The organism is Levilactobacillus mulengensis (assembly GCF_003946045.1).
Lineage (GTDB): Bacteria > Bacillota > Bacilli > Lactobacillales > Lactobacillaceae > Levilactobacillus > Levilactobacillus mulengensis.
Genome location: NZ_RHNW01000001.1, coordinates 180,782 through 205,833 on the forward strand (window position 1 = coordinate 180,782; position 25,052 = coordinate 205,833).

The following is a 25,052-nucleotide window of genomic DNA, read 5'->3' on the forward strand; positions in this document are numbered from 1 at the left end:
TACAGTTTTTTAATCTTAAAATAAGCGCACCAACCGTTCCTGCCACCCCACTGTGGCCGTTGGCGTGATGGGGTTGGCCTGACGCGTCAAGCCATGGGCCGCTAAATCCAGGGGCACGTTGCCGGGGGCACAACAGGCTTCGTCATGCGCGGGGGGCTCTTCGTCAAAGGCCTGCAGCCACTTCTCGCGCAGGCAGGTGGTCGACTTCGCATACGCTACCATCTGTGACAGCGCATGGTTTCGCTCCCGCTCTCGACCGGCAAATAACCGTTCCACGGCGGCCTGACTGATTCCATGATTGCGATAGAACGCCAACAGGTGAATCTGGGGATCGTCGGCCGCAAAGCTGGTGGGGTGCGCATAATAGCGGTGAATGGTATCCGGTTCCGGGCGGTTGGACTGACCCAGGGCTAAGGGCAACTGCTCATCACCCGGCGCGTATAGCAAAACAGCCACACTGGACTGGCCGTCGCGCCCGGCCCGCCCGATTTCCTGGGCGTAACTCTCCAGGTCGGCTGGCAGGTGATAGTGAATCACAAACCGGACGTTATCCTTGTCGATACCCATGCCAAATGCACTGGTGGCGCAGATAACGTCCAGTTGGTCGGCCATGAACTGCTGTTGAATCTTGAACCGATCCTCGGCATCTAGGCCCGCATGGTAGGCCGCAGCCTGCACCCCGGCCGTCTGTTGGAGCCACAACGCGGTATCGCTGGCCTGCTGCTTGCTGGAAAAGTAAATGACGCCAGGCCGCGGTAAATGGGTCACTAAATCCAGTAACCGGGCCTGTTTGGTTGCCTCGTCGGCGACGTTCTCCACGTCCAAGAAAATGTTCGGCCGATTAACTGATTCGGTTACCACCCGAGGCGTGCTCCGCAGCTGCTTAGCAATCTCTTGACGAGTCTGCTGGCCCGCCGTGGCGGTCAGCATCAACGTTAGCGGCCGATTAAGCTTCTCCCGAATCGCGCCCAGTAGTAGATATTCTGGCCGAAAGTCCGGTCCCCACTGAACGATACAGTGCGCCTCATCGATGACCAAGAGGCTGATATTAACCTGATGTAGCCGGTCAAGCATCTGGGGTTGCGACAGCATTTCTGGGGATAAAAATAAAAATTCTAACGCATTTAAGTGATTTAAGATGTGTAACCGTTCCCCAAATGGGGTCAACGAATTAATGGCTGCGGCCCGTTTGAACCCATTCATCCGCATCCGATCGACCTGGTCGTTCATGAGCGACAGGAGTGGCGAGACAATCAACACGCACCCCGGATGCCGGTACCCGTAAAGCTGATAGATCAGGGTTTTTCCGGCCCCCGTTGGCAAGATTGCCAGGGTGTCCTGCCCCGCCTCCAGGCTTTCGAGGGCCGCGGCCTGCCCCGACCGAAAGTGGTCGAAGCCGAAGACCCGTTGTAGGCTAGCCGTCAACGTTTCCGTCATGCTGTCACCTCCTGTTTGATTCGCCAAATGGCATAGAGTCGAAAATAAAAGAAATCATAGCGGTCCTGCATCGCTTGGGGCAACGCCGAATACTGCCAGTCATCCAGATTGCCCTGAACGGCGGCCTGAAATTCCGTGCGCACTGACTGTGGGAGCACGCTATCGTACGGAAAATCGGTCAGGGGCAACATAATTGCCGCCTCTAACAAATGTTCGCGGACCGTGCTGAGCTTGATCTTACGACGATTGGCCACTTGCTGGAGGTCGCCTCCCGCTGCCACGGCGGCCAGCGTTGCCTGGGCACTCACTGAGACGGGAACCCGCCAGAGTGGTGTCAACAAATCATGCAGCGGGTGCTCCGGGTGACGGGCGTCTCTGGCAATCTGGGTGACCCCGTCAAACTGCCGCAACCGCACTTGCCAGAGCGTCGTTTGGTGGGCCAATGCCAGCTGCTCCAGGGTCAGGCCCGGCTGGTCAAAGCCCGTAAACTGGTCGGTCATGATGTCAGCCGTGCTGGCCGGCAGTTGCTGGAGGCTGGCCACCAAGGCCTGGGCCAGTGTTGGTGCCAAGTCTGGTCCCTTGGCCCCGTGAAACCACTGCCGCACGTGTCGCCGGGTCTCCTGGTCGGTCGCCAACGGATAGTACTGCGCCGTGCTATGGGCGTACTGCGAGGTCACCTGAACCGCTAGCAACAAGCGTTGGCGTGCCGCCAGCATATCTAAATTTACCCAATGATCGACCGTTACGGGCCGGTAAGCGGGTATTTTGGTCAGCGCCTGGGCGCCCTGATCCGTGAGTCGTAAGGTCTTTTGCTCGGCATCGACCGTCAACCAGTCACGCTGCTGTAAGTCCTGCACTGCATTGTCGAGGCCACCGCGGTCCAACTGTTTGGCCAGGTTCAACAGCGGCAACAGGTGATAACGCTGACCCCAGTAGAGGGTCGACACCGTTTTTTTGCCGCGCAAGAGATTTTCAATCACACGAATTCGCCGGTCCTGTTTGGCACTCAATAACTGGCCTAAATCACTCGCCTCCACAGTAGACCCTCCTCTCAATCTTAAAGTCTTTGTTCAGTTTACCATAGAAAAAGGACCGGCACGTGGCCGGTCCTTCGTTTCGAAAAATTTGTTAGTGATGTGGTTATGAGAGCGTATGCTTGGCCAACCACGGTGCCATTCGGCGGCTCAATAGAATGAACAGAATGCCCAGGATAATTCCCTTCAATAGATTAAACGGAATAACGCCCAGCAAAATCAGTTTGTTCACGGGCAGGCCCAGTGACATGCCCCACACCTTCAAGTAAAGCGGCGTAATGACCCACCAGTTAGCTAAGGATAGGACCACCGTCAGCGTCAGCGTTCCGACGATCACGGCCACGATTTGCCGCTTCAAACCGGGTTGTGCGTCGCCCTGCTTATGCTTCAGCACGTAGCTGATTGGCAAGATGTAGGCGATATCCGCAATGAATGCCGTGAGCACCCCGATGAAGTTGACGATGTCCAGTCCGGTCGACACGAAGTAGAGTAATTCTTTCACGGCCGCAATCATCACCGCACCCGCGGGACCAAATAAACTCATGCCCAGCAGGACGACCAGATCACTTAGGTCGAGCTTCATATACGGCACAATCGGAATGATTGGTACCGACACAAACATCAACACGTAAGCAACACCGGCAAACAGTGCCATCTCGACCATCGAACGAACATTCAACCCATTGTGACTATTTTCCATGATACCTGTTCCTCCTTGCGGCCATCTCGTGACAAAACCACAGAAAAAGGTCCTGCCACAGAAGGGCAAGACCTTGGGTTTTACGTAAATGAGTTTGCGCAAAAAGCAATGTCTCATCTTCTGCATACCAGACTATACTGTCGGTCTCGGAGTTACACCGAATTCACCGCTTGCGCGGGTCGCGGACTTTAACCGCCGGTCGGGAATTCCACCCTGCCCTGAAGATGAACCTAAATTTTAATTACAAATTCAATATACTAAGATTTTCTAAAGCTGTCAACCGCTTACGTTAAATTAATCCGGTTAATCGTCGGAGCTCTTTAACTTCTTCGGGCTTTAAATGCCGCGACTCACCAGCATTTAACCCCTTCAACGTTAAGAAACCGTACTGCTCCCGCTTTAATTTTTCGACGGGTAAGCCCACGGCCGCCAACATCTTTTTGACTTGATGGTTCTTACCTTCGTGAATCGTCAGGGAGACAATGGCTGTCTTCTTTTTATCATCCACGCTAATGATCTTGCCCTTGGCCGGCGCGTAGGTCTCGCCCTCGACCGTCATGCCTTGGCGCAAGCTCTTCATCTCATCGTTCGTAGGAATACCCGTGACCTTGGCGATGTAGGTCTTTTCGACCTCGTACTTCGGGTGGGTCAAGCGATTCGCCAGCTCACCGTCGTTGGTCAGCAGCAAGAGCCCTGCCGTATCGTAATCCAACCGGCCGACCGGGTAGATTCGTTGGCTGATGCCTTCAACCAGGTCGACGACGGTCTTACGGCCCTTGTCATCGTTGGCTGTGGAAATGACACTCCGCGGCTTGTACATCAGAATATAGACGGGAGCTTCGGTCGTCACGGGGACCCCGTCGACCACGATTTTATCGTGTGCGCCGACCTTGGTGCCCAGTTCCGTGACCACGGACCCGTTGACCCGCACGCGGCCACTCATGATTAATTTTTCTGATTGACGTCGTGAAGCAACCCCGTCGTGGGCCAAAACTTTTTGTAAACGTTCCATGTTAGGTTTCATCTCCTGATTGGTTGAGCTGTTCGTTAAACGCCTGCAAGAACAGGTCGCCGCCGTCCACTTCTTCACTGGTACTAGGCGTGGCTGCGGCTGGTAGCGGCGGTAGATCCGCCAACTTTTCTAAGCCGAAATAGTCCAGGAAGTAGGCACTAGTCCGGTACAGCTTGGGTCGACCGGGCTCGTCTAGTCGCCCGGCATCTTCAATCAGCCGGCGCAAGACCAGCTTCTGCACCGTCGAGGCACTCTGGACCCCACGAATCTCATCGACTTCGATTCGCGTAATCGGCTGGCGATACGCAATGATGGCCAGCACTTCCAAGGAGGCCGGCGACAAACTGGTGCTCAGCGGATTTTCAAAATAGTGTTTGATGACGTCCGCGGTCGCTTCCTTGGTGACCAGCCGGTAGGTGGTGTCGTTGACCATGAGTTCCAAGGCCGAATCGGCATCGGCAGCATATTTCTGGGCCAGCTTCTCCAGACTGGCGAGAATGGCCGGCCGCATCAGTCCCGTCGCGGCTGCTAGATCCGCAACCGTAATGCCCTCGTCACCGCTGACGAATAGCAGGCTTTCAATCTGAGCTAGGGGTGACATCGGTGGCGTACCTTCCTTCCATTTGTAAAAAGTTCACTTGTAACGGTGCCAGGCGGCCGGCCTGTTGTAGGCGGACCTGACGCTGACGAGCCAGCTCCAACACAGCCAAAAAGGTGGTCACGATTTCTTCCATGACCGGTTGTTTCGCCAGCAAATAATCAAAGGCCACTGGCCCCTTGGCTTGCCGCAAGCGTCCCAACACCGTGGTCATTTGGGCCTTGATGGTGAAATGTTCTTGGTGAATGCTTTGCGTCACGGGCTTGGCAACCATCGCCCGGTGAATCAAGCGACTCAGGGCATTTTGCAGGTCACTCGGCTGAATGCCGGGTGCCACGGTCAAGGCGACTGAGTCGGGCACGGCCATCGCTGGTCGGGTAAAGTGTTGTTGCCGGTCGACGGCCCGTTGCTTCAGTTCCTGGGCCGCTTGCTTGTAGCGCTGGTATTCCAGCAATTGGTTGACCAACTCTTCACGAGGGTCGCCCCCGTCGTCTTCATCGAGGAGTTCAACCGTCTGGGGCTTGGGCAACAGCAGCTTCGCCTTGATGGCCATCAGATTCGCCGCCATGACAAAGTATTCACCCGCAATATCTAACCGTAACGTCTGCATTTGGTGCAGGTAGGTCAAATATTGACTGGTAATGGTACTGATGCGGATATCATAAATATCCATTTCATTGGTTTTAATTAGATGTAACAGTAGGTCTAATGGGCCCTCGAAGTCACTGACCTGAATCAGTGGCTGGCCGTTCGTTGTGGCTTTGTCCATGGTGATACTCCCATTTTGCAATAATCTTAGCGGTGGTTAAGGTCCCCATCAAGCGTTTGGTTGGAACTGCCGTCGCGAGTTGGTCTAACATTTGCCAGGTGTTGCGCGTCAGTTGCTTATCTGGCATCAGTGTGATCAACCGAACAACTAAGAAGTCGCCCTGACTCTCGGTGCCTAACGCCCCGGCAAAGTCATCGTTTTCGTCCTTCCACAAGTACAGGCACCGGTCGTCGCCGCCCTGATACCAGGCTAGCTCGCGTTGCAGCCGGTCCCAGTCCTTGAAGTTGGGTAATAGACTGAGCAGGCCCATCGCAATTTTTTGATAATCGCTACGATATTTAAGTAGCATGGTCCCCCTCCGTTCAACGTCCACCTACTCTACCACACTATGCGCGCGGATGGTACTGGTCATAGACATTTAGTAGGCGTTTCTTTGAAATATGCGTATAAATTTGTGTCGTGGTGATATCCGCGTGGCCCAGGAGTTCCTGAACGACCCGCAGATCCGCCCCGTTTTCTAAAATGTGCGTGGCAAAGGAATGCCGCAACGTATGGGGCGTCACGTCCTTTTGGATATCTGCCAAGCCCACGTAATGCTTGATTTTTTGCCAAATGGCTTGCCGCGATAGCCCGCCGCCGTGCCCATTCAAGAACAGGTAGGGACTGGTCCGCTGTTTCAGTAGGACCGGCCGGCTATCTTGTAAATACCGGTTGATCCAGTCCGCCGCCACGTCCCCAATGGGAATGATGCGTTCCTTGTCACCCTTCCCCAGGGTTTGGATCAGCCCCATCTCCAGGTGTAAGTCGACTAGCTTCAAATGGACCAGCTCGCTCACCCGCAAACCCGTGGCGTACATGACCTCTAAGATGGCCCGGTCCCGCAACCCATACTTATTACTGGTATCGGGGGTCGCTAACAAACGATCGACCTCAGCCACCGTCAGTACGGCCGGCAAATGCTGGGCGTGCTTGGGAGCGGCCACGTTGGCCATCGGATTGTCTGTTAGCTGATGGGTCTGCACCAGGTAGCGGTAAAACTTCCGCAGGGCCGACACCGCGTGAATCACGGAGTTACGGGACTTGCCGGTAGCCGTTTGGGCACTGAGGTAAGCCATAATCTGTAGGCGGTCAACTTGTTTAAAGTCGGCAACGTTGTTTGTCGTTAAATATTGACTAAAGTTCCGCAGTTCCTGGGTGTAGCTGGCCACGGAATTCGCCGCCAAGCCCTGTTCCACCGTCAGGTAATGGGCAAAGTCGGCCGTTTGGTTCTCTAACACCGTCATTCCCCCACCTCCTTAACTGGGTTCTTACCAGCCGCCTTACCGGGCAGAAAAAATGAACCGGAACGCTGTGGGCGGACGCCCGGAGCCAAAGAGCGGTCTCCGAGCTTACTTTGAGCCGCCAAGCGTCTCAAAGATACCAATTCTCTAAGCGGCAAAGCCACTAAGAGAATTCCCACGGCTGAACCCATTTTCACCCGCCCTGCGGCTCATGTTCAGTTAATGCACACTTACTCCTGCCAATAGATTCTGACAGTACTAAGTTTGAATGCAACTAAACAATTCGAAAACCAACCGACTAGTCCGCTGGTTCGTCCGTCTTTTCCGTGGTGGCTGCGCTTTGGTTTAACCAGAGGGCGCCGTCGTGCTGGGTGATTTGCCGGTCCTTTAACAAGTGACCGATGGCCCGCTTGAACTGACCCTTGCTGATACCGAAGTAGGCCTTGATGGCAGCGGGATCTGACTTGTCGCTGAAGTCCAGCTTGCCGTCGTCCGAGTGTTGGAGTGCGGCTAATAGCATGGCTGAATCGTCGTCGATGGCCTCGTAGGTCCGGGGACGCAGGGACAGGTTCAGGGTGCCATCGTCGTGCACACCGATGACCCGAGCGTGTAACTCCTCACCCAGGCGGGGTTCCGTTTCCCGTTCTGACGGGTGAATGAAGCCCAGTTCAAAATTATCCGTGATGACCCGGGTCCCGACCAATTTCAGTTGGTAAGAACGGGCGGTCACGTTGCTATTTTGCATCTTTTTCTTAGCGGGTTGGGCAATGGCCTGGTAAATATCCCCATCAGCCAGCACACCCCAGAGCCGTTGCTTGGCGTCTTCGCGCAAGGCAATCAGCAGCTTGTCTCCTTGCTGGGGCCACAATTCCATGATGTCTGGTAGATCATCCAGGGAAACCACGATATCCTTGTTGGGCAGCCCAATGTTCACGAACACCCCTAACGTCCGTTGGCTCCGAACGACCGTGCCCAGACCATAGTGGTCAACTTGGGCATCCGGGGCGTCCCGGGTAATCTGCATGTCGTGGTCTTCATTTTCATAGGCGAATCCTTTAAAAATTGAGCCCAACTTCAAGGGCTTTTTAATTTCTGCTTTGTCTAGCCGAAAAGTCGTCCCGGAAACTTGCACGTAGTAATCCTTTTCGTTTTCATCAGTAACTTTTCCCGCGATGATGCGGCCTAATAGTTCTTCCATAATCTCCTCAATTCTACTGGTTTCCCAGTCTACCGGTCAAAAGTGTCTAACCTTTATTTTACACGGAAACGCCCGAACTAGCGAGGATTAATCTGACAAAATTATTTAAGTTGTGTGCGCGTCCTTGCGACTGCCAGAACTTTCTTCAACCCGACGCGACCAAACTTTTTGGACAGCAAAAAAGGACCCCCGACAGAGGGTCCTTTTTCATAACAGGTTTATCTCAAATTAAAGCGCGTTGGAAGCACCGTGGTAAACGATACCGCGACGTGAGTCAACGGTGATCAATTCGCCATCGGAGATCTTGTCGCTGGCACCAGTAGCGCCAACGATAACAGGAATCCCCATAGAAATCCCAACAACAGCAGCATGAGAAGTCAACCCACCGTTTTCAACGATAACGGCGCTAGACTTTTCGATAGCCGGCAAGTAGTCTTTGTCGGTGTTCTTAGCAATTAAGATACCACCTTCAACGACTTTGGCGTTGGCTTCAGCAGCGGTGTTGGCAATGATTGCCTTGCCGATAACTGTGTCGTCACCGACACCTTGGCCTTGCACTAACTTTGAGCCGATCAATTGGATCTTCATCAAGTTAGTCGTCCCGCGTTCGCCGACTGGCACACCAGCGGTGATCAGGATTAAGTCGCCTTCCTTAGCTAAGCCCGTTTCAACGGCCTTGGCTGCAGCCAGGTCAAACATTTCATCAGTGTTTGAAGGCTTTTCGGTAACGATTGGGTAAACACCCCAGTTGACCATCAAACCACGACGGGTCCGGTCGTCAAAGGTAACGGCTAAGATATCAGCATCTGGCCGGTACTTAGAAATCATCTTAGCGGTGTAGCCACTTTCAGTTGCAGCAACGATGGTCTTAACACCAAGTTGGTTAGCAACGCGAGCAACGGAAGCACCGATAGATTCAGTAACGTCGCCGTTATCGAAGTCTAAGTTGTCACGACCAAAGTCCTTCAAAGCATTTTCAGCCTTGATGTCGATCCGGTTCATGGTAGCAACGGCTTGTACTGGGTATTCACCGTTAGCACTTTCACCAGAAAGCATGGTTGCGTCAGTACCGTCAAAGACAGCGTTGGCAACGTCAGATGCTTCGGCACGAGTAGGACGTGGGTTTTCTTGCATGGAGTCCAACATTTGGGTAGCGGTGATAACTGGCTTGCCTAAGATGTTGCACTTCTTGATCAAAGCCTTTTGTACCAAAGGCACGTTTTCCGTTGGAATTTCGACACCCATGTCACCACGAGCAACCATTAAACCATCGGAAACCTTGATGATGTCATCAAAGTTGTTGATACCTTCTTGGGATTCGATCTTAGGGAAGATTTGAACGTGTTCCATGTGCTTTTCTTCGAGGAGTTCACGGATGTCCATGACATCTTGTGGCTTCCGAACGAATGAAGCAGCGATGAAGTTGATTTCGTGGTCCAAACCAAAACGAATGTCATCGGAATCCTTTTCGGTGATCCCTGGTAAGTTGATGGAAACGCCAGGAGCGTTAACACCCTTACGGGAACCCAGAACACCATCGTTTTGAACAGTGACAACTAATTCCTTAGTTGCTTCGTCCTTCTTATCAACGACAGTGTCTAATAAACCATCATCGAATAAGACGTGGCCGCCTTCGTGAACGTCATCGTATAAGCCAGGGTAAGTAACCGCAATCTTTTCCTTGGTTCCTTCGAGTGAGTCGTCCATGGAAATCCGGAATACGTCACCAGTCTTGAAGTTGAGCTTACCGCCCTGTTCAACAGTGGTCCGGATTTCGGCACCCTTCGTATCCAACATGATACCAACCGTCTTACCAGTAATCTTTTCAGCCTTGTGAACGTTCTCCAAACGGCCGAGGTGTTCCTCGTGGTCACCGTGTGAGAAGTTGAACCGGAAGATGTTGGCGCCGGATTCGATCAACTTAACAATCGTATCAACGTCAGTACTTGCAGGACCAAGGGTACTTACGATCTTGGTTTTCTTCATTAGAAAAATCTCTCCTTTAGAATTGGCACGAAACAATTTTTAATAACTTTAGTCAAATTAAGACTCACAAAAAGTTTCGGCACAAATTTGATTCCAAAATTATTCTATCACTTTTGAAAATTAATGTCGCCTTTGTTTACCGATTTTTCGCCGATTGTTCATATTTTTTCAAAGTAAGCGCTTTCCCCGGGCCGACGGGCCTCAGGAAAGCTTAAAACCTGCTGATTTTATAATCAACAGGTTATTGAATGGATAAATAGTGCTTTATTATCAGGTCACTCAAGCAACTAGACCAATCGGGTTGGCCACCGAACGGGGCATCCCCCACCGTCCCGACATCCCCCTAACCCAACAAAACGTAAGGATTTCTTAAGTTGCGTCCCGATTCCCGACGAGTCCACCTATTCCGTCACAGGAATGGTAAATCCGAGGCTGGCGATGTCCGCATCAAACGTCTTGACCGTGTCCACGGAGACCTGCACGGCCGGCGTCCCAAATTTAGCGAGCTTGGCCAAGATCTTCGGTGGTACGGTGATGATGTCACAGCCGGTCTGTTCGGCCTGCACAACGTTAAAGACTTCACGGGTGCTGGCCCATAACAGCTCGACGTGTTCCTTCGTGTGGCAGAGTCCAGCGGCTTGGCGCATCAACGGCAACGGATCGACGCCCGTGTCGGCCACGCGCCCGGCAAAGACGGAGACGATGCCCCCGACCTCAGCGTTCAAGGCGTCGACGGCTAACTTGACCTGGGTGAGCGTTGTGATGGCCGTCACGTTGACCTGGACCCCAGCGTTAGACAGTTCACGAATGACCGCGGCATTGTCCTCACCGTTGGCCCGGATGATGGGTACCTTCACAGCGACGTGTTGGCCTAAGCCGGCTAAGACCTTGGCCTCGGCGAGCATCCGGTCGGGGGTGTTGCCAAAGACCTCGAAGCTGATCGATTGGTCGGGGAACGTGGCCACGGCCTTCTGGGCAAAGGCCAAATAGTCGGTGATCCCGGCTGCCTTCATCAAGCTGGGGTTCGTGGTGAACCCCGTGACCAGTCCCTGGGCCGCCACGGCCTGCATATCGGCCAGTTTGGCCCCATCAGCGTAAATCTTCACGTTTAAATCCATTAAAAAAACCTCCAGTTCTCTATTTGTTAAGCATTGGTATAATCATACTAAAGCCTACACAAATAGTCTAGAGGTATTTTTATTAAAATTGGTCTATCCGTTTTGTAAAACAACGTTGCCCGCACCCATCAGTTGTTCCAAGGCGGCTTTTAACTGGGCATCCTCCGGTAACCACTGGCTCTGGGGCAGGACGCGTTTGGTATCCGTCTGCGGTTGGTACACGATGACGGGCACCTGACCGGCGTGACTGGTCAAGAACTGGGCCAGCTGTCTAGCCACCGACCGGTCATCGTGATTCAGGTCCACGCGAATGAACCAGCGGGCCCCCGTCGGTAACGTTGGTTGCTTGGGTTGCGGCGACGAGCTAGCCTGTGGTGCCGACTGCTCACGAACCGGCATCTCCTCGGCTAACGTCACCTGATCCGCTACGATCTGCAGGCCCCGTTGCTGTTCGACCTTTCCCCGCACGACAATCACCTGATCGGTCTTCAACCAGGTGCTGACCTGGCGGAACTGATTGGGAAAAATGGTGACGCTCACGTCGGCCGTCTCGTCGCTCCCGGTCACGAAGGCCATTGGCTCCCCTCGTTTGGTGCGAATCGTCCGGATCTTGGTCACATAGAGAATCGTGACGACGCGCGCATCCACGGTCAGGTCACTGATGGTCGTCGCGTGGAGTTGCTGGGCCAACGCCTGGTACTGAGCGACCGGGTGTCCCGAGAGATACGCCCCCAAGACGGCTTCCTCATTGGTGAGCTTGGTCATCAAGTCGAGGTCCGGCACCGTTTTGATCTTTGGCGCCAACGCGGCAAACAATTCGACGTTATCGCCAGAGAGTTCCACGGTGCTGATGAATTCTGGCAGGGCGGCGAGGAGCTCTGCGCGGTTATGGCCGAAATGGTCGAAGGCCCCGGCGTAGACCAAGGCGTTTAGCAGGTCCGTCTTGCGGTACTTGGCATCGATGCGTTGTAGGAATTGGTGGAGGTCCTTGAAGGGCCCGTTCTCGTGGCGGTCGGCCAAGACCTCCCGTAAGAAGTCGCGGCGGACCCCCTTGATGCTACTCAACCCGAAGATGACTGCATCCCCCTGTAAGTTGAAGTAAGCTGTCGAGTCGTTGATGTCCGGCGGGAGCACGGTCACCCCGTGGCGCTTGGCTTCGGTCAAATAAGCCTTGGTCTTGACCGGCACGTTGATCACCGAGTTCATCAAGGCCGCGTAGAACGGTCCGGGATAGTGGGCCTTCAAGTAGGCCAGCTGAAAGGCTAATTTGCTATAGGCCACCGCATGGGAACGGTTGAACCCGTAGTTGGCGAAGCGGTCCATGTAGGCAAAGACCTGTTCGGCCACCGCTGGGGCATAGCCCAACTGTTGCGCGCCACTCACGAATTTCTTCTGCATGGCGTCCATGGTCTGCTTTTTCTTCTTACTCATGGCTCGCCGCAGCAAATCGGCTTCCCCGAGCGTAAAGCCCCCCATGGCGGACGCGACCTGCATGACCTGTTCCTGATAGACTAGCACGCCATAGGTCGGTCCCAGGATGGGCTTTAGGACTGGCGCCGCATAGGTCACCCGTTCCTTGCCATCCTTTCGGCGAATGAAGGTATCGATGTTTTCCATGGGACCCGGCCGGTACAGGGCGTTGACCGCGGCGACCAGTTCGAAACTATCGGGTTTGAGTTGGCGCAGGACCCGTTTGATCCCGGATGATTCAAATTGAAAGACGCCGTTGGTCTCGCCCTGGGCAAACAACGCTAACGTTGCGGTATCGTTTAAATCGATTTGATTCAGGTCGAGCGCCTGCCCGGTTTGCTTCTTGATCAGGGCCAACGTATTGGCGAGAATGCTCAGGTTCCGCAGGCCTAGGAAGTCCATTTTTAACAGACCGACCGCCTCGACCGTATCCTTGGGGTACTGGGTCATCAGCAGGTCTTCACTTCCCGGCTGTAGTGGCACCAAATCCGTCAACGGCCCCTGGCTCAACACGATTCCGGCCGCATGGGTCGAGTAGTGGCGGGGCAGGCCCTCGAGCTTTTGGGCCGTCTCGAATAACAGGCGGTTCTTCTCGCTGTCGGCCACCAGGTTGCGCAGCTTCTGCGACTGGTCATAGGCTTCCTTTAGCGTGATGTGTAGCTTCGGGGGAATGGCCGCACTCCAGTCACTCATGGCATACGGCGGCATCCCCAGCACCCGGCCCACGTCTCGTAACGCGGCCTTGGTCGCTAGCGTCCCAAAGGTAATGATCTGGGCAACGCGGGTGTGGCCGTATTTATCATGGACGTACTGTAAGACCTGTTCGCGGCGGTTATCCGGAATATCCAGGTCGATATCGGGCATCTGGGCCCGTTCCTCGTTTAAGAATCGTTCGAATAGCAGGTCATAGGCCAAGGGGTCGACCTCGGTGATGGCCAGGACGTAGGCCACGAGCGAGCCGGCCGCCGATCCCCGCCCCGGTCCGGTCTGAATGTGGGCCTGATGGGCGTAATTCATCACGTCCCAGACAATCAGGAAGTAGTCGTCAAAGCCCATCCGGTGAATGACCCCTAATTCGCGTTCTAAGCGCTCCTGGTAAGGCTGGCTATCCGTGATGGCATTCTGAGCTAGACGGCGTTTAAGCCCCGTTTGGCAGATCTCACGCAGGTAATCCTGGGAGGCCTGTTGATCAGGCGTGGGAAATTGGGGCAATTGCGGCTGCTGGAACTTCAGGGTCACGGCCGTTTGGGCGGCGAGTTCCCCCGTCGCAGCCACCGCATCCCCTAGACCGGCGGCTGCAAAGCGCGCGGTCTCCTCGGCGGCTGGGCGTAACCAGTGAGTCCCTAGCGTCTCTTGCTCAGCGGTCGGGTCCGTTAACGTTGCCCCGGCCCCAATGGCCCGTAAGACGGTCACGGCAAAATGGTCGTCGCGGTCCAGGTACTCGACCGGCGCTAACGCCACCAGTGGCACCTGCGTCGCTTGGGCCAAGTTGCTCAGGGCCTCGCGGGTCGCCGTTGGAATCTCTGGGCTAATCCCTAGAGACAAGTGCGGATCTAAGCCCTGTAGCTGGTGCACGACGCGTTCGGCGGCCGTCACGTCACCCGCGGCGAGGAGCTGATGGATCTCGCTATCTAGGGGCGCAATCAGGTCTAAATGACTCAGGTTAGTCGCCTGTTGGGTCAGGTCGACCGGGCCTTCTGCAACCTGGTAGGCCGTGGAGAGCTGCATCAACTGCTGATAACCGGTAAAGTCCTGGGCAATCAGGACCCAGTCGTGTGCCTGGGGGGCGTCACTGATACCCTGGGCGCTTAACGTGAGACCCAACAGCGGTTTGATTCCCGCTTGTTGGCAGGCGTTGTAAAAGGCCACGACCCCGTACATGACGTTATGGTCGGTGAGGGCTAAGGCCGAGTAACCCCGGTCCTTGGCCGTTTGAACCAGCGCGTCGATACGGTTCGTGCTCTGTAATAAACTGTAGGTGCTTAAGACTTGTAACGGTACAAACATCCCCGGGTCTCCCTTCTCTATCGTTTCGTTATCGCTATTATACCAGAAAAAATGCGGTAAATCGCGGGTAACGAACAAATGTTCGTGAATGGTGAAATCCAACCAAAAAGGGACCCGGCCAATCGCGGTCGAGTCCCTTAAAACGCTTATTTACCAATGGTTTCCGTCTGAATCTCGTGGGTGAAGGTCAACTGGTCATCGGCCACGTCGATGGTGATCAGGCTGTTCGTCGGAATCTCACCGGCAATCAGTTTTCGTGCCAATGGCGTTTCCACGTGCGTGGTGATGAACCGTTGCAGTGGCCGCGCCCCATAGGCTGGCAGGTACCCCTTCTGAGCAATCCAGGCCTGAGCCGCCGGTGTGATGGTCAGGTCCAACTGCTGTTCGTGCAGCCGAGTAGCCAGATGGGCGACCAATTTAACGACAATCTGTTGCACGTCGGCCAGTGACAGTGGCGTGAACATGATGGTCTCGTCGATGCGGTTCAAGAATTCCGGCCGGAAGTGGGCTTGTAGCAACTGGGCCACCTGCTTCTGGGCATCCCCACTGATGTGTCCCTGATCATCGGTCCCCTGTAACAGCAGGTCCGACCCCAGGTTAGAGGTCATGATCAAAATGGTGTTCTTAAAGTCCACGGTCCGCCCCTGACTATCCGTCAAGCGCCCGTCGTCTAAGACCTGCAGCAACAGGTTAAAGACGTCCGGATGGGCCTTTTCCACTTCGTCAAACAACACGATGGTGTACGGGTTCCGCCGCACGGCCTCGGTCAGTTGGCCCCCTTCTTCGTAGCCGACATACCCGGGGGCCGCCCCGACTAACCGGGACACGGATTCCTTTTCCATGTACTCGGACATGTCGATGCGCACCATGTGGTCTTCACTATCAAAGAGGTTCTCGGCTAAGGCCTTGGCCAGTTCCGTCTTCCCGACCCCGGTTGGGCCCAAGAAGAGGAAGGAGCCCAGCGGCTTGGTTGGATCCTGTAGTCCGGCCCGGGAACGCAAGACGGCATCGGCGACGGCAGTAACGGCTTGGTCCTGACCCACGACCCGGTCGTGTAACCGGTCGGCCAGTTTCAACAGCTTCTCCCGTTCACCTTGGACCAGCTTGGTCACGGGGATGCCGGTCATTCGACTCACGACCGCGGCAATCTCATTTTCCGTGACGGATTCGGAGACCAGCCAGTCTTGGCTCTGGTCCTGCTTTTCCAGGTCGGCCAGTTCCTTTTCCAAACGCGGAATCGTCCCGTGTTGGAGTTCGGCGGCCTTGTTCAGGTCGTAGGCGGACTCGGCGTTGGCTAAATCGCGTTTGGCCGTGTCGAGCGCAGTCTTCTTGTCACCCACGCTTTGGATGGCCGTCTTTTCCTGGTTCCAGCGGGCACTTAACTGGTCGACCTTTTCCTTCGTGTCGGCCAACTCTTTCGTCAGTTCCGCCAAACGCTGTTGCGAGGCCTCGTCGGTTTCCTGCTTCAACGCAGTCTGTTCGACCTGCATCCGCATCATTTGCCGGCGGGCCTGGTCTAATTCCGTTGGGGCCGAATTCATTTCCACCCGAATGGAAGCCGAGGCCTCGTCGACCAGGTCAATGGCCTTGTCGGGCAGGAACCGGTCAGTCAGGTAGCGGTCGGATAACTTGGCCGCCGCGATCAACGCGTTGTCGTGAATCTTGACGCCGTGGTGAATTTCAAAGCGTTCGCGGATGCCCCGCAGAATCGTGACGGTGTCCTCGACGCTGGGTTCGTTGACCAGCACGCGTTGGAACCGCCGGGCTAACGCCTTGTCCTGTTCCAAATACTGGCGGTATTCATCCAGCGTGGTGGCCCCAATCAGGTGGAGTTCACCGCGGGCCAGCATCGGCTTCAACAGGTTGCCGGCGTCCATGCTGCCCTCGGCCTTCCCCGCACCCACGATGTTGTGGATTTCATCGATGAACATGATGATCTGACCTTCGCTCTTGGTGACTTCCTTCAAGACGGCCTTCAGGCGTTCCTCAAATTCGCCCCGGTACTTGGCTCCGGCAATCAGGGCCCCCATGTCCAGGGAGAAAATCGTCTTGTCCTTTAAATTATCGGGGACATCCCCGCGGACAATTCGTTGGGCCAAGCCTTCCACGATGGCCGTCTTCCCGACCCCGGCTTCCCCAATCAGAACGGGGTTGTTCTTGGTCTTACGCGACAGGATCCGAATCACCGATAGGATTTCTTCATCCCGGCCAATGATCGGGTCGATCTTGCCACTGCGCATGGCCTTGACGAGGTCGGTCCCGTACTTCTCTAAGGCCTTGTACTGGTCTTCTTGGTTCTTAGACGTCACACGTTCGCCGCTACGCATCTTATCAACGGCATTCTTGACCATCTGTTGCGTGATGCCCTGGCTCTTCAGGTAGTCCGTCAGGCTTTCCCCACCGAGTTGCATCAGCGCAATCACGACCACGTCCACGGCCATGAAGTCGTCGTGATAGCTATCCTTCACGGTATCCGCGCGTTGCAAAAGGTCGGTCAGGTTGCGAGAAAATTCCTGGCCGTACTGCACGCCACTCCCGGAAACCGTACTGATACTGTCTAGTTCGCGGTCCAATTCTTGATCCAAGGCCGTGATATCGACCCCAGCCGACGCTAAGATCTCACGTCCCAGCTCACCGGGTTGCGTTAAAAACTTAAAGAGATGGGCCACGGTAACCTGTTGGTGCTTGCGGGTCATGGCGATCCGTTGCGCCTCCGTTAAGGCATCGGTTAAGGCTTGCGTCATTTTTTCTGGATTCATTGCATGTCCTCCTCATGGATTTAATCATTAATTAGATTTTATTGGTCGTTATTAACTTAAACTTTCTATTTTCCCCGTGTCTAACTGCTTTTCACGGGTCGAAAAAAGAGGCAACCCTTAGGTCAACCTCCATTTTTCACTCATATTCTAACTGATTTTAGCGTCAAATCAAAATAATTTGACCTATTTTGACCAATTAATTTATGCCTGTGCTTCGGCGAGTTGGGCAATCTTGATGATCACGTCGGTTGCTTTTTCCATGGTCTGTTCGGAAACGTATTCGAACCGGCCGTGCATGTTTTCCCCACCGGCAAACAGGTTAGGCGTTGGCAGACCCATGAAGGAGATCTTGGACCCATCAGTCCCCCCACGAACAGGGAAGATCAGTGGCTTGATGTCCAATTCTTCTAAGGCTTGCTTAGCCAGGTCAACGACGGTCATGTCCTTCTCGATGACTTCGCGCATGTTGTAGTATTGGTCCTTGATGGTCACAGCCACGCGGTCGGAACCGTAAGCCTTGTTCAATTGGTCAGCGACCCCTTGGAACAGCTTCTTGCGGTCTTCAAAGATCTGACGGTCGTGGTCCCGGATGATGTAGCTCAGGTGGGCAGAATCAACGGTCCCCTCCATGCTGTAGAGGTGGAAGAAGCCTTCGCGACCCTCCGTGTTTTCTGGCCGGTCGTGTTCTGGCAGCATTGCGTGAAAGTCCATGGCAACTTGTGAGGCGTTGACCATGACCCCTTTAGCTTCGGCCGGGTGCACGTTGGTCCCCGTGATTTCGACCTGGGCATCAGCGGCGTTAAAGGTTTCGTATTCCAATTGGCCTAAGGGACCCCCATCGACCGTGTAGGCGATGTCGGCACCGAAGTCCTTGACGTCAAAGTGGTCGGCCCCGGTCCCAATTTCTTCATCGGGTCCCAAGCCAATTTCAATTTCGCCGTGCTTGATTTCTGGGTGCGCCAACAGGTATTCGGCGGATGCCATGATTTCAGCAACCCCGGACTTGTCGTCGGCACCCAACAAGGTACTGCCGTCAGTCGTGATCAGCGTGTCGCCCTGGTAGTTTTTTAAATTAGGGAAGACGGCTGGGTCCAACGTGTACTTGCCCGCGTCGTCCAACTTGATGACGGAGTGGCCATCGTAGTTTTCAACGAACTGGGGGTTGATGTCAACACTGTTGAAGTCCGCCGTGTCAAAGTGGGAAATGAACCCAAGTTTTTTCACCTGCTTGTCCGTGTTCGCGGGTAAGGTGGCGTAAACGTAACTGGATTGCGCGTTGATGTGCACATTGCTTAAGCCAATGGCCTTCAAGTCCGCAACCAAGCCTTCAGCGAATTTGGTCAACCGTTCGTTGGACGGAACGGTCGTCGCGTTGGGTGTGGAGCGGGTGTTGATCTTCACGTATTTCAGAAACCGGGGAATCAAATTTTCATACTTTGCCAAAATAAATCACTCCTCAATTAAGTTAACTTACCATTTCAGTGTACGCGTTTTCTGGCCTAAAGAAAAGTAAACGGGTCAGTATTTAACATAGAGGCCTGGACCGTGATCGGCCAGTCATTCTCCTGCGCCCACTCTTGGAAAAGTTGGGTCAGGTGGGGCTTACAGATGCTTTCGATATGGTGCCCGGGGTCAATGACGTTCAGCCCCGCTGCCAGCATGTCATGGCCGGGATGGTACGAAATGTCGCCGGTCACGTAGGCATCGGCGCCCTTGGCCAACGCCGCCTGATAGAACGGCCCACCGGAACCGCCTAAAACGGCGACCCGTTTGACCGGGGCATCCGGTGTGCGGCTAATGACCCGCAGGCCACCGACGTGAAAGACTTCCTTGCAGTACTGGGTGAACTCGACGACCGTCATGGTCTGAGCCAGGTCACCGATACGGCCCATCATGATGTCCGGCGTAGCGGTACTGCCATTGCTGGGCACCAGGCCGGTGGTGTCCTGTAGCTTCAGGGCCGCTGCCAACCAGTCATTCATGCCACCGGGGGCGCTGTCCAAATTGGTATGGGCACCGTACACCGTGATGTCGTGCTTTAGCAGCGTGGCGTACATCTGGTTTTGGGGCACGCTCAGGTCCAGGTTCTTGGCCGGATGAAACATCATGGGGTGATGGGCAAAGATAAAGTCTGCACCCTGGCGAATCGCCTCATCGACCACCTCGGGCCGCACATCCAGTGTGACCAATACCTTGTGGACCGGGGCATCCAGACTACCGAGTTGCAGACCGACCGGATCACCCGGTTCCGCCCATGTCTTGGGAGCAAATTGTTCAAATCGTTCGACTAACTCACGCACCAACACGTTGCAAGACCTCCTTGATTTCACTGATTTTAGCTTTAAGTGCGGCCACCTTTTCCGCGGGCACCGCGTTAGCGGACTCGACCTGTTGCAAGACGGCTTCAGTCCGGGCGAGCTCGCGTTGCCATTTCGCCACGAAGACGGGACTGTGGTCGGCTAACAAATATGGCCCAAAGTGCAGGTCTTCTTCACCATACTGGGTCGGGTTTTCCTGCCGGTCGGCAACTAGAATCTCGTAGTCGTGGCCGTCCTCACTGACCAGGTTCTCGGTGACCAGTTGAAAGCCGTGGGTCATCAAGAATTGGCGGACGTTAGCCTCGCCCACGTTGGGCTGTAAGATCAGGCGCTGCACCCCGGCCAAACGGTCGAAGTCCTGTGTCAAGATTTGGGTGATCAGCGTGCCACCCATCCCGGCAATCGCCACCGTGTCGATGTGGTCGGTGGGCTCGATGGCCTGAAGCCCATTGGCCAGGCGGGCCGTAATTTGGTCGCTCAGGTTTTCCTTGTGAATTTCGTGTTCAGCGTTCTTAAACGGGCCAGGCACAACTTCACCAGCAACTCCGCTGGTAATGACGCCCCGTTTGGCCAGGTTGACTGGTAAATAGGCGTGGTCGGTGCCGATATCGGCGAGGCGCGCGCCCTGTGGGACATAGCTGGCAACTGTGGCCAGGCGTTGTGAAAGATGGTCTGCATCCATGGGGTAATCTTCCTTTCTGTGACGGGGCCGCCGTGGGACTGGGTGGCGGCACCCGTGAATTCCTTCTTAAGTATAAGCTACCAGCCGGCAATTGAATAGCCGGAATTGCTGGGTTGGCGTTTCAATTGTCACCTGCGGCTGCCAGGGGCTACGCCTGCTATGGGGCCGGTTCCAGCCTGTTGCCAGTTAAAAATCAACGTGACTTACCGTTCCCGGCGGTGGGTTCAAGCCGCCCTGCTGTGGGGCCGGTTCCAGCCTAAGAGGCGGGCTTCCACCTCGCCTTTGAGCCAAAGGGCGGTCTCAAAGGTCGTCCCATGCTCTAGACTGAGAAGACCGCTCAGTCAAGACCATCGACACAGCTGGTCGGCTTGACCCACCTCTGGTCACTCACATGGTATTTTTAACTAACAGTTAGCTTAGTGCCCAGCAATTTTCAGTGGTTCATCCCCATCAACCTGCCTATTTGTATGCTACTTTTCTAGCTAACAATGATCACCTCAAGCGCTAAATAGCAGTGGCGTGGCACAGACATGGAAAGGTATCGCTCAAAAAAATCGCCTAATCTCAAAGATCAGACAATTTTACAAAAGGAGCTACCAATTACTGACAGGGGACCATGATTTATCGCTACTTAATTTTTGTCATTCTTTCCAATTTAGAAAAGGATGGATTGGTATGACCCTTGTACATTGAACCAGCACTAACGTAGAGCACTCTTTTACTGTTCTTTTTAATTTTAATTGCGGGATATGATTTTGCTGACTTGCTGAATTTTCCTCTAACAAGGTAATGGTTTCCCTTCTTAGTGTATCGACACTTTGAAAGATTCAGGTTGTATTGTGCGCCTTCGAAGTGAATCGTTGACTTGTATGTCCTAATCCCCTCATATCGACGAAGATTGGAATTCTTGACCTTTTTCCCGCCATAATTAAAGTATTTTGGTCCAAGTTTGGTTCTATAAAAGCTATGCTTCAGAAAAGACGGAACGCCCTCGTGCCAAGTGGCAGCTTGTGCGTTCGTGTTCATAGAAAAAAGTGAACATGATAGTCCAACGATAGCAAAAGAACCAAGTGCGATTTTTTTGATATTCATGATGACCCTCCTCAACAATATTGAGACACAACCATTTTATCATTAACGCCAAGCAATCGCGATAGCCTCAGTAAAAGGCTCATCCCCCCATCCATACTACCAAAAAGGCGTCCGCCATCCCCATTTCAGGGACGACGAACGCCTTCAAATTTATTTCGTTAAAGCTTAAATTTACTTCTGATGCCGACGCGTTGGTTGCGTGTGGTCTTCGTCATTGACCGGTGCCTCACTCATTTTCGAGTAAGGGTACGGGTAGGTGATCTTCATCACGGCTGGCATCACGATTGGTAACAGGATGACCAACAGGATGATCCCGATAATCACGGCCAAGGCGATTTGAATCAGCGTCATGACCCCGGAAGGAATCAAGGCGGCAAACGTCCCACTCAGGATGACCCCGGCGGAGATGACGACCGTCCCGATCACCGTGGCGGCACGCAGCATCTTGTCGCTGGTTGCGCCCGGTTCGTGCAGGTATTCCCGGTACTTACGCATCAGGAAGATCGAGTAGTCGACCCCTAAGGAAATCAGCATGACAAACGTGAAGAATGGCGTGTTCCACGTCAACATGTTGGTCCCCAGCACGGGATCCACTAACCAGTGAACAATGGTTAAGGACCCAGAGTAGGCAAGCAGTAAGATTCCTTCGATCACGATTGGTTGAACCAGTGAACGGGTAACCACCATCAGCGCAACAAAGATGCCGGCTAACATGATGATGACCGTCCGCGTAAAGTCACTGGAAGCCATTTCGTTAATATCGTTGGTCTGGGAGGTGTTCCCGCCAAAGGCAACCTTGGCGCCACTCAGGCTCGTCCCCTTCAGTGAACCGGTCACGACCTTTTCCAATTGTGGTAAGCGGGCCATGGCAGCGGCGGAACTTGGGTCGTCATCCAACACGACCGTCAGCTTGGTGATCTTCTTGTTCGGCGCCATGTAGGTGTCCAGCGACTCCTTAAACGTACTCCCGTGCAATTGCTTGGTGGGGATGTAGAACGTTTCGGCCGCGGCGGACTTTTGCAGGCCCTTCAGGTAAACGTTGGCCGTACCGACCCCACTGGAGACTTGCGTCAACCCGGCGCTGGCGGAGGTCAGGCCCTTACGTAAGGCGGTCAGTTGCTTACTCATCACGGCTAACTTCTCCGCCATGGTTTGGTTACCAGCAGCCACTTGACTGGCCCCGGAAACCAAGCTTGGCATCTTGCCATTGATGGTAAACATCGCACTGGACAATTGACTCGTGGCGCTAGCTAACTGGGTGCTCTGCGCACTGGCCGACTGTAAGGCGGTCGCGGCACCCGGTAAGACCACGTTCGACTTTTGCGCCAAGGTCGCCACAGCACTTTGCAGCGTGGCCGTGGACCCCTGCAGCGATTGTAATTGACCGGCGACACTCTGGTCGGCCGAGCCAATGGCTGAGGCGTCACTGCCGATTTGGGTCAGTGAGCTACTCAGGGCAGACTTCAATTGCGTTTGTGCAGCGGTTTGTTTCTGTAAGACGCCGGCTAAGACCTGCTTCTGAGCGGCAGATAACGGCACGCCCTGCGCACTGAAGGCTGCGGCGACGGAACTGGCGCTGACACTTGGCAAATTACCAACGGAGCTCTTGATGTTCTGGAGTTGCGTGGCAATGTCTTGCGTCTTCGTGCCGATGGTGGACAAGGAACTCGTCACGCCACTGGTACTGGTGGAACTAGCTGACACTTGGGTGTTCAGTTGTTGAATGGCCGCGTTCAACTGTGGCAAGGCGGCCTCCAATTGGGCTAACTGGGCGGCCTGTTGACCACCGGATGCGGAGGAGACCTGACTGTTCAGCGAGTTGACGCCGGTCGAGACCTGTGAAATCGCTGACTGCAGTTGGGAGGTCCCGGTGCTAACTTCTTGGGCACCGGACGCCAGCTTGTTGGCATCCTTCACGGCCCCGGAAACATTTTGCTTGCTGAGTTGGCTGTTGGCCGACTTCAAGCCCTTGTTAACCTTGTTGACACCCTTTTGGGCCTTGACCAAGCCGCTCGTGACCGAACTCATTTGGTTCCGGACGTACAGGGCTTTGATGGCCTTCCCACCGGGTTGGGTGACGGAAGCCACGGTTTTGACGCCAGTCGAGGCCTGAAGCTGCTTCGTCAGGCGGTCAACCAGTAACAGGGATTTTTCATTATCTAACTCGTGGTCACTTTGAATGTAAATCGTAGTGGGTTCGGCCGTCCCCTTGGAGAAGTGATTCTGAACGACCTTGAACCCTTGCTTGGCGGGAACGTTATCCCCGATTTCAACCAAGTTATCGTAGTCCAGTGTCCCGTGAGACGAGAGGGCTAACGGAATGAAGACGATTCCGGTCACAATCAAGGTGATGACGGGCCGAATCATGGCGTGCTTGGCCATCCCGTGCCAGAGGCGGCTATCGCCCTCACCCTGGAACTTCTTGATGGGCCAGAAGAGGTGCTTGCCACACACGGCCATGAAAAATGGGTTCAGCGTCAGGAGCACGGCCAGTAAGACCACGACCCCGACGGCAATCCCGACGGCGGACTTGTACAGCGAGAAGTTGGCAAAGCCCAGCACACTCATCCCGATTAAAACAGACAAGCCGGAATAGAGCACCGTACGACCACCAACCTTAATGGCTTCCTTGGTCGCGGTGAATTTATCCTTCCCACTCGCGAGTCGCTCTCGAAACTCGTTATATAGCAGGATGTTGTAGTCGGTCCCAATCCCAAATAACACGATAACGATGAAGACTTCCGTGAAGTTCGAGAACGGGAAGTTGAAGCGGTCAACCAGGTTGGCGACCACTGAGATCGACGTGATTACAGAAACGCCGACCGTCAAGAGGGAGAAGAGTGGCGTCACGGGTGACCGGAAGACCAACCAGAGCACCAGGAAGATAAAGATGGCAGCAATGATTTCGGTCTTCTGAACCCCGGCCTGCGTGGCATCGGAGAAGTCTTGGTTCAAGACATCCGCCCCGGTCACGTAGGTCTTCACGCCACTGGTCTTGGCCAGCTTGGTGATCTGTGAGCGAATCGACGTAACGGAATGCCGAGAACTCTTGTGTACGTTCAGCTGCAAGAGTTGCGTACTCTTATCCTTGGAAATCAGTTGAGACGCCGCCGTCGAGCTATCGCTAGCCGCGGTCATCGAGCGAATTTGATACTGATCTTCGTGGTTCTTGATTCGTTGAATGGTCTGATCAATCTGGGTGTTCTGCGAACTGGTTAAGGCAGAATCGCCATTGCTAAAGACCACCACGACGGCAGTGGTACCACGTTGCGAACGCCCCCACTGTTTTTGCATGTTGGTGGCACGCGTACTTTGGTAGCTGCTGGGCACGGTAATTTGCCCCTTGTCAGCCACCAATTTGCTCATGTTTGGAATCGTGACGACGGCTAAGATCACGATGACCAGCCAGCCGATAACGTTCCAGATGTAGTGCTTATTCATCCAGCGCACGGGAAAACCTCCTAAAAAATAAAAATAATTATTTAAACTAACTTGTTAATTGTCGTTCCCACTGACCAGCTTGATTCGCCTCTGGTCACTAATACTGATGACTAATTTTTTGTCGGTCGAACCGACCTCTCACAACTATAAT

Annotated in this window: 18 protein-coding genes and 1 riboswitch; all 18 genes read right to left on the minus strand. The window is 54.3% G+C overall.

What is annotated here, in order from left to right:
- Positions 1–15: 15 nt before the first annotated feature.
- Positions 16–1,437, minus strand: a complete 1,422-nt coding sequence (locus EKM84_RS00855; protein ID WP_125762695.1) for a RecQ family ATP-dependent DNA helicase — start codon at positions 1,435–1,437, stop codon at positions 16–18.
- Entirely contained in the window at positions 1,434–2,474 is a 1,041-nt protein-coding gene (locus EKM84_RS00860) for a helix-turn-helix domain-containing protein (protein WP_125762697.1), read from the minus strand. The genes EKM84_RS00855 and EKM84_RS00860 overlap by 4 nt, the downstream gene beginning before the upstream one ends.
- A gap of 103 nt (positions 2,475–2,577) precedes the next feature.
- Complete coding sequence (locus EKM84_RS00865; RefSeq protein WP_125762699.1) at positions 2,578–3,171, minus strand: ECF transporter S component; 594 nt, start codon at positions 3,169–3,171, stop codon at positions 2,578–2,580.
- A gap of 111 nt (positions 3,172–3,282) precedes the next feature.
- Positions 3,283–3,401, minus strand: a riboswitch (FMN riboswitch).
- 59 nt (positions 3,402–3,460) lie between these two features.
- The gene (locus tag EKM84_RS00870) at positions 3,461–4,183 is read right to left on the minus strand and encodes a pseudouridine synthase (protein ID WP_125762701.1); all 723 of its coding nucleotides are present in this window, start codon (positions 4,181–4,183) and stop codon (positions 3,461–3,463) included.
- 1 nt (position 4,184) lies between these two features.
- Positions 4,185–4,784, minus strand: a complete 600-nt coding sequence (scpB, locus tag EKM84_RS00875; RefSeq protein WP_125762702.1) for an SMC-Scp complex subunit ScpB — start codon at positions 4,782–4,784, stop codon at positions 4,185–4,187.
- Positions 4,762–5,550 carry a segregation and condensation protein A gene (locus EKM84_RS00880; protein WP_125762705.1) on the minus strand — a complete coding sequence of 263 codons (789 nt, stop codon included), beginning with the start codon at positions 5,548–5,550 and terminating at the stop codon, positions 4,762–4,764. The genes scpB and EKM84_RS00880 overlap by 23 nt, the downstream gene beginning before the upstream one ends.
- Positions 5,504–5,899: an N-acetyltransferase gene (locus tag EKM84_RS00885; RefSeq protein ID WP_125762707.1), complete on the minus strand. Its 396-nt coding sequence runs from the start codon at positions 5,897–5,899 to the stop codon at positions 5,504–5,506. Before EKM84_RS00885 ends, EKM84_RS00880 begins: the two co-directional genes overlap by 47 nt.
- Before the next feature lie 37 nt (positions 5,900–5,936).
- The gene (xerD, locus tag EKM84_RS00890; RefSeq protein ID WP_125762709.1) at positions 5,937–6,833 is read right to left on the minus strand and encodes a site-specific tyrosine recombinase XerD; all 897 of its coding nucleotides are present in this window, start codon (positions 6,831–6,833) and stop codon (positions 5,937–5,939) included.
- Between the two features lie 295 nt (positions 6,834–7,128).
- The gene (locus tag EKM84_RS00895; RefSeq protein WP_125762711.1) at positions 7,129–8,028 is read right to left on the minus strand and encodes a CvfB family protein; all 900 of its coding nucleotides are present in this window, start codon (positions 8,026–8,028) and stop codon (positions 7,129–7,131) included.
- Positions 8,029–8,256: 228 nt separating this feature from the next.
- Positions 8,257–10,014, minus strand: a complete 1,758-nt coding sequence (gene pyk / locus EKM84_RS00900; RefSeq protein WP_125762713.1) for a pyruvate kinase — start codon at positions 10,012–10,014, stop codon at positions 8,257–8,259.
- A 401-nt stretch (positions 10,015–10,415) separates the two neighbouring features.
- Entirely contained in the window at positions 10,416–11,132 is a 717-nt protein-coding gene (locus EKM84_RS00905) for a transaldolase (RefSeq protein WP_125762714.1), read from the minus strand.
- Between the two features lie 93 nt (positions 11,133–11,225).
- On the minus strand, positions 11,226–14,609 hold the full coding sequence (gene dnaE / locus EKM84_RS00910) for a DNA polymerase III subunit alpha (protein WP_125762716.1): 3,384 nt from the start codon (positions 14,607–14,609) through the stop codon (positions 11,226–11,228).
- Between the two features lie 146 nt (positions 14,610–14,755).
- The gene (clpB, locus tag EKM84_RS00915; RefSeq protein ID WP_125762718.1) at positions 14,756–17,368 is read right to left on the minus strand and encodes an ATP-dependent chaperone ClpB; all 2,613 of its coding nucleotides are present in this window, start codon (positions 17,366–17,368) and stop codon (positions 14,756–14,758) included.
- A gap of 201 nt (positions 17,369–17,569) precedes the next feature.
- Positions 17,570–18,811: a peptidase T gene (gene pepT, locus EKM84_RS00920; protein ID WP_125762720.1), complete on the minus strand. Its 1,242-nt coding sequence runs from the start codon at positions 18,809–18,811 to the stop codon at positions 17,570–17,572.
- Between the two features lie 56 nt (positions 18,812–18,867).
- Positions 18,868–19,674, minus strand: coding sequence for a Nif3-like dinuclear metal center hexameric protein (locus tag EKM84_RS00925; protein ID WP_125762722.1), 807 nt, complete (start codon positions 19,672–19,674; stop codon positions 18,868–18,870).
- On the minus strand, positions 19,661–20,368 hold the full coding sequence (locus EKM84_RS00930) for a tRNA (adenine(22)-N(1))-methyltransferase (RefSeq protein WP_125762724.1): 708 nt from the start codon (positions 20,366–20,368) through the stop codon (positions 19,661–19,663). Before EKM84_RS00930 ends, EKM84_RS00925 begins: the two co-directional genes overlap by 14 nt.
- 627 nt (positions 20,369–20,995) lie before the next feature.
- Entirely contained in the window at positions 20,996–21,460 is a 465-nt protein-coding gene (locus EKM84_RS00935; RefSeq protein WP_125762726.1) for a hypothetical protein, read from the minus strand.
- Positions 21,461–21,631: 171 nt separating this feature from the next.
- The gene (locus EKM84_RS00940) at positions 21,632–24,901 is read right to left on the minus strand and encodes an MMPL family transporter (RefSeq protein ID WP_225418114.1); all 3,270 of its coding nucleotides are present in this window, start codon (positions 24,899–24,901) and stop codon (positions 21,632–21,634) included.
- Between the last annotated feature and the right edge of the window lie 151 nt (positions 24,902–25,052).